We start from the raw sequence: 5,269 nt of genomic DNA, 5'->3' as shown, positions 1-5,269 counted from the left end.
CCCGTGACGGCCAGATCCACCCCGTCCTCGGAGCGGGTCAGCGTCAGCGTGACCTCGCCGCTGCGCGAGGCACCCAGCGCCACCAGCGCCTCGCATCCGGGCAGGGCGGCCATCAGGTCGGGATGCAGGAGCCGGCAATCGGGGATCGCGACGATCTGATCGCTGGCCCGCCCGTGAAAGCCGACCAGAACGCCCTTTTTCGTGCGCCGCCCGGCCAGAACGGCGCGGCGGCGGCTGGCGGGGGGCGAAGTGTGGACCGGGTCCAGCGGCGCGGCCAGCCCCTGCCCCGCCAGCGCGGTTTCGACCACGCCGGTCTTCCACGCGGCCACGAAACCGTCGCTGGCATGTTGCAGCGCGCAGCCACCGCAACTGGCGAAATGCGGACAGGGCGGGCGCACGCGGTCTGCCACCGGCGTCAGGATGCGCGGCCGGGCGATGCGGCCCTCGGCGGCGTCGCCCTCGACCAGTTCGCCGGGCAGCGCCAGCGCGACGGTCAGGCCATCGGACGTGACCCCTTCGCCGCGCAGGGACAGCCGGTCGATCACCAGGCTCATTCCGCCGCCTCGGTGCCGATGAAACCGCCCGATTGGCGCGCCCAGAACCGCGCGTAAAGTCCGTTCTGCGCCAGCAATTCGGCATGGCTGCCCTGTTCGACGATGCGGCCCGCATCCAGCACCACGATCCGGTCCATATGCGCGATGGTCGAGAGCCTGTGCGCGATGGCGATCACGGTCTTGCCCTCCATCACGTTGTAAAGCGTGTCCTGGATCACCGCCTCGACCTCGGAATCAAGGGCCGATGTCGCCTCGTCCAGCACGAGGATCGGCGCGTCCTTGAGGATCACGCGGGCGAGCGCCACGCGCTGGCGTTGCCCGCCCGACAGCTTCACGCCCCGCTCGCCCACCTGGGCGTCATAGCCCGCGCGCCCCTCGGGGTCGCGCAGATCAAGGATGAACTCATGCGCCTCGGCCCGGCCTGCCGCCTCGATCATCTCGGCCTCGCTGGCCTCGGGGCGGCCGTAAAGGATGTTGTCGCGGACCGAGCGGTGCATCAGGCTGGCGTCCTGACTGACCATGCCGATCTGGCGGCGCAGGGATTCCTGAGTGACCTGCGCGATGTCCTGCCCGTCGATCAGGATGCGCCCGCCCTCGGCCTCGTAGAACCGCAGCAGAAGCTTCACCAGAGTCGACTTGCCCGCCCCCGACCGGCCGATCAGGCCGACCTTTTCGCCCGGGCGGATCGTGAGGTCGACCCTGTCCAGCCCCCCGAAGCCGCGCCCGTAATGGTGAGTCAGGGACTGGAACTCGATCCGCCCCTCGCGAAGGGTCAGCGGCTTAGCGTCCTTCGCATCGGTCAGGGTGATCGGCTGGGCGATGGTCTCCATCCCCTCGGCCACGACGCCGAGCGAGCGGAAGAAGCTCGACACCGCCCACATGATCCAGCCGGTCATTGCGTTCAGCCGCAAGGTCAGCGCGGTGGCCGCCGCGACCACGCCCACGCTGGCCGTGCCCTGCATCCACAGAAGGATCGCCCAGCCCACCACGCCCACGATGAGAAAGCCGTTCAGCGCGGTCAGCGCGATGTCCATCTTGGTGAAGATGCGCATCTCGGCGGCAAAGGTCTCGCGCGAGCGGTCGATCGCCTCTTTGGCATAGGCAAGCTCGCGGTCGTGATGGGCGAACAGCTTGACCGCATGGATGTTGGTATAGGCGTCCACCACCCGCCCCGTCACCGCGCTGCGCGCATCCGACGCGGCCTTGGACGCGGGGCCGACCCGCTTCATCGTCCAGCGCACCAGGGCGGCATAGAACACAAGCCAGATCAGCAGCGGCACCGCCAGTCGCGGATCGGCCTGGCCCAGCAGGATCAGCGCGCCGATGGTATAGGCCGCGGCAAAGGCGATGGCGTCGAAGATCTGGAACACCGCCTCGCCCGCCGCGGGGGGTGTCTGCATGATGCGGTTGGCGATGCGGCCGGCGAAATCGTTCTCGAACCAGCCGACCGACTGGCGCAGCACCTGCGCATGCGCCCGCCAGCGGATCAGCGCGCCGAAATTCGGCATGATCGCGTTGTTGAGGATCGCCACATCCAGCCCTTGCAGCACCGGACGCAGGATCAGGATGAAGACCGCCAGCACGATCAGGGTCAGACCGTAATCGTCCCAGACCTGTTCGGGCGTGCCCGAGGACAGGATATCGACCACCTGCCCCATCGCGTGGATCAGCCAGACCTCGACCGCGGCCACGACGATGGCCAGCACGATGGCGGCGACAAAGACCTTGCGGAAGGGCCGGGCATATTCCCACAGGAACGGCGCCAGCCGCTGCGGCGGGGTGTCGGTCTGGCGGTAGGCCGTGTAGGGATCGACCAGGTTTTCGAAGAAGCGGAACACGGGCGGGATGGCCTTGGCGGGGGTTGGCGCGGAACTATAGACCGGGGCGGGGCCAAGGGCCACCATGGCGCGGCTTGAGTGGCCTATGCGTCTCTGTTCCGGCCCGAAACGGCCTTTGGCTGGCCGAGCAGCTCTGCCCGGGTCAGGCTGAACCCCGACTCGATCCAGCGTGTCTCCAGCGCGTCGAGCTGCGCGCCCAGCGCAGGACCGGTGAAGGCGGGCATCAGATCGCGTGCGGTGACGGGGAAAATGGCGGCAGCGCCCTCGGCGATCCGGTCGGACAGGTCGGCCGGGGGGGGCGTGCCGGTCGCGGCGGCGCGCAGCAGCATGGCATCCCGCGCCTCGGCCGCGCCCAGACGGTAGGCCAGCGCGCCGGGCGTGTCGGTCCCGGTCATCGCCTCCTGCAGCCGGGCCAGCCTGCGCGCGTCGGCCTTGCTCAGGCGCAGCCATTTGGCATGATCCGCGCCGCCCAGCGCCACGAGGCGCCGGATCGGGTCGGGCGGCAGGCCCTGCGCGGCCTCGTGATGCACCAGCACCGGCAGCAAGGCCGGATCGGATCCCGGCAGCACCTGCGCCAGCACGCCAGCCTGCGCCATGGCGGCCACGCTCTGGCAGGGGTCGGGCGCAGAGAGCAGCTTGGCGATCTCGGCCCCCACCCGTTCGCGCGACAGGCGGGACAGCCCCTCGACATGCGCGGCACAGGCTGCGAGCCCGTCGGCGTCCAGCCCGCCATCGCCATCGCCATAAAAGGCATGGAACCGGAAGAAGCGCAGGATGCGCAGGTAATCCTCGCGGATGCGGGCATCGGCATCGTCGATGAAGCGCACCCGCCGCGCGATCAGGTCGGGCAGGCCGCCCAGCGGGTCGATCACCTCGCCCTCGGGCGTGGCGTAAAGCGCGTTCATCGTGAAATCGCGGCGATGCGCATCCTCGGCGGCGGTATCGGCAAAGGCCACCACGGCATGCCGCCCGAAGGTTTCCACATCGCGGCGGAAGGTCGTGACCTCATGCGGCAGATGCCCCGCGACCACGGTGATCGTGCCGTGCTCCAGCCCGGTCGGCACCGGCTTCAGCCCGGCCGCCTCGGCCAGGGCGATCACCCGGTCGGGGCGCGCATCGGTGGCGATGTCGATGTCAGAGACCGGCACGCCCAACAGCGCGTTGCGCACGCAGCCCCCGACGAAAAGCGCCTGATGGCCCGCGGCGGTCAGCATGCGGCAGACCGACTGGGTATGGTCGGCAAAGAACCACTCGCCCCGCACCCGGATCATCGCGCCACCCGGTCGGCCAGCGCCCGCAGGATGCGTGCGGTCGCGCCCCAGATGTAATAGGGGCCATGGGGCACGGTGTAGTAATGCCGCCGCTGGCCGCGCCAGAACCGCGACTGGACGACATAGCGCGCGGGATCCATGAGTTCGGCGAAGGGCACTTCGAACACCTCGTCCACCTCTCCGGCCTCGGGGATCGGGTCGAAACAGTCTCTGACATGGCCCAGGACGGGTGTCACGGTAAAGCCCGTAACGGTTTCATGCGACAGCAGGATGCCCAGAACCTCGACCAGATCGGGGGGCAGGCCGATTTCCTCATGCGATTCCCGCAGCGCGGCGGCGACGGGGCCATCGTCGCCCGCATCGAGCTTGCCGCCCGGAAAGGCGATCTGGCCGGGGTGATGCACCAGCCGGGAAGATCGCTTGGTCAGGATCACCCGCAGCCCCGCCGGGCTGGACAGGATCGGCACCAGAACGGCGGCGAGGCGCAACACGCGGCCTTCGGGCATGATGAAATCGGGGTTCAGGTCGTGATCCGAGGTTTCACCGCCCGGCCGGGACAGCGCCCACCGCAGCAGCGTGAGCGGATCACTCCCCGGCATCGCGCCCCTGTTCCGCCTCGAACCCCAGGGTCGCGGGGTCCAGTTCGTAATGCGCACCACAGAACTGGCAATCGGCGGTCACGATCCCCTCGTCGGTGGTCATGTGGCCGATATCCTTGGCCGAGTAGATCGACAGGCTTTGCCGCACCCGGTCCTCGGAACAGGTGCAGCCGAACTTCACCGGCTGGGGATCGAAGACGCGCGGGCGTTCCTCGTGGAACAGCCGGACAAGCAGCTCGGTCGGCTGCACTGCGGGGCCGATCAGTTCCATGTCCTCGACCGTGTCGAGCAGCAGGTTGGCCCGAGCCCAGGCCTCGGCCTCGTCCCCGTCGAGGATGTCATCCGCCTGCAACAGCCCCGCCTCGCCGCTGCCACCCTCGGCCGCGGCGGGGATCGAGGCCGCGGGCATCAGCTGCAGCATCACGCCGCCCGCGCGCCAGCGTTCGGGCCGGCCGGGCAGCCGGGTCCGGCCGAAGCCCAGCGCGAACCGGGTGGGCAATTGTTCGGACTGGGCGAAATAGGTCTCGGCACAGGAAGCAAGCGAGCCGCCGGCGATCGGCGTGATCCCCTGATAGGGCTGCATGTCGCGGCCTTGGTCGATCAGCATCGCGAAATAGCCCTGCCCGATCAGGCCAAAGGGGTCGGCGCCCGGAGTCAGCCGCGCAGCGTCGAAACTGGCATAGGCGCGGATCAGGGCCGGGGCGCCGGGCTCGGTGGGGGCGTAGTAATCGGTCGCGATCAGCCGGGCCGGGCCGTCGCCGCGCACCTGCAAGGACAGCTTCCAGCGCAGCTTGATCGTCTGGCCGATCATCGCGGTCAGCAAGACGGCCTCGGTCACCAGCGCCTCGATTTCGGGCGGATAGCGGTGCTGGGCAAGAACCTGGTCCAGAACGCCATCCAGCCGGGCGACCCGCCCGCGAATATCGCTGCGGTCAAGCTGGAAGGGCAGGACGGTATCGTCCCAGGCGATCTGCGATCCGATGGACATGAGCGTTTCCCTGGTTCTG

4 protein-coding genes and 1 pseudogene are annotated in these 5,269 nt (G+C 69.2%); all 5 read right to left on the bottom strand.

Annotated features, from left to right (window positions below):
• Positions 1–554, bottom strand: a pseudogene (locus ENN83_RS04325) (class I SAM-dependent RNA methyltransferase); the annotation flags it as partial.
• Positions 551–2,392, bottom strand: coding sequence for an ABC transporter ATP-binding protein (locus ENN83_RS04320; RefSeq protein WP_287184434.1), 1,842 nt, complete (start codon positions 2,390–2,392; stop codon positions 551–553). The gene ENN83_RS04320 and the pseudogene ENN83_RS04325, both read right to left, overlap by 4 nt.
• 83 nt (positions 2,393–2,475) lie before the next feature.
• Positions 2,476–3,660 carry a CCA tRNA nucleotidyltransferase gene (locus ENN83_RS04315; protein ID WP_287184437.1) on the bottom strand — a complete coding sequence of 395 codons (1,185 nt, stop codon included), beginning with the start codon at positions 3,658–3,660 and terminating at the stop codon, positions 2,476–2,478.
• Positions 3,660–4,262, bottom strand: a complete 603-nt coding sequence (locus ENN83_RS04310) for a CoA pyrophosphatase (RefSeq protein ID WP_287184432.1) — start codon at positions 4,260–4,262, stop codon at positions 3,660–3,662. Before ENN83_RS04310 ends, ENN83_RS04315 begins: the two co-directional genes overlap by 1 nt.
• Positions 4,249–5,250, bottom strand: coding sequence for an Hsp33 family molecular chaperone HslO (locus ENN83_RS04305; protein ID WP_287184428.1), 1,002 nt, complete (start codon positions 5,248–5,250; stop codon positions 4,249–4,251). The genes ENN83_RS04310 and ENN83_RS04305 overlap by 14 nt, the downstream gene beginning before the upstream one ends.
• Positions 5,251–5,269: the final 19 nt, after the last annotated feature.

The sequence above is a fragment of the Rhodovulum sp. genome (assembly GCF_011048875.1).
GTDB lineage: Bacteria > Pseudomonadota > Alphaproteobacteria > Rhodobacterales > Rhodobacteraceae > Rhodovulum > Rhodovulum tesquicola.
Note: the sequence above shows the minus strand (reverse complement) of the source record. Positions and strands in the feature narration are given on the sequence as shown.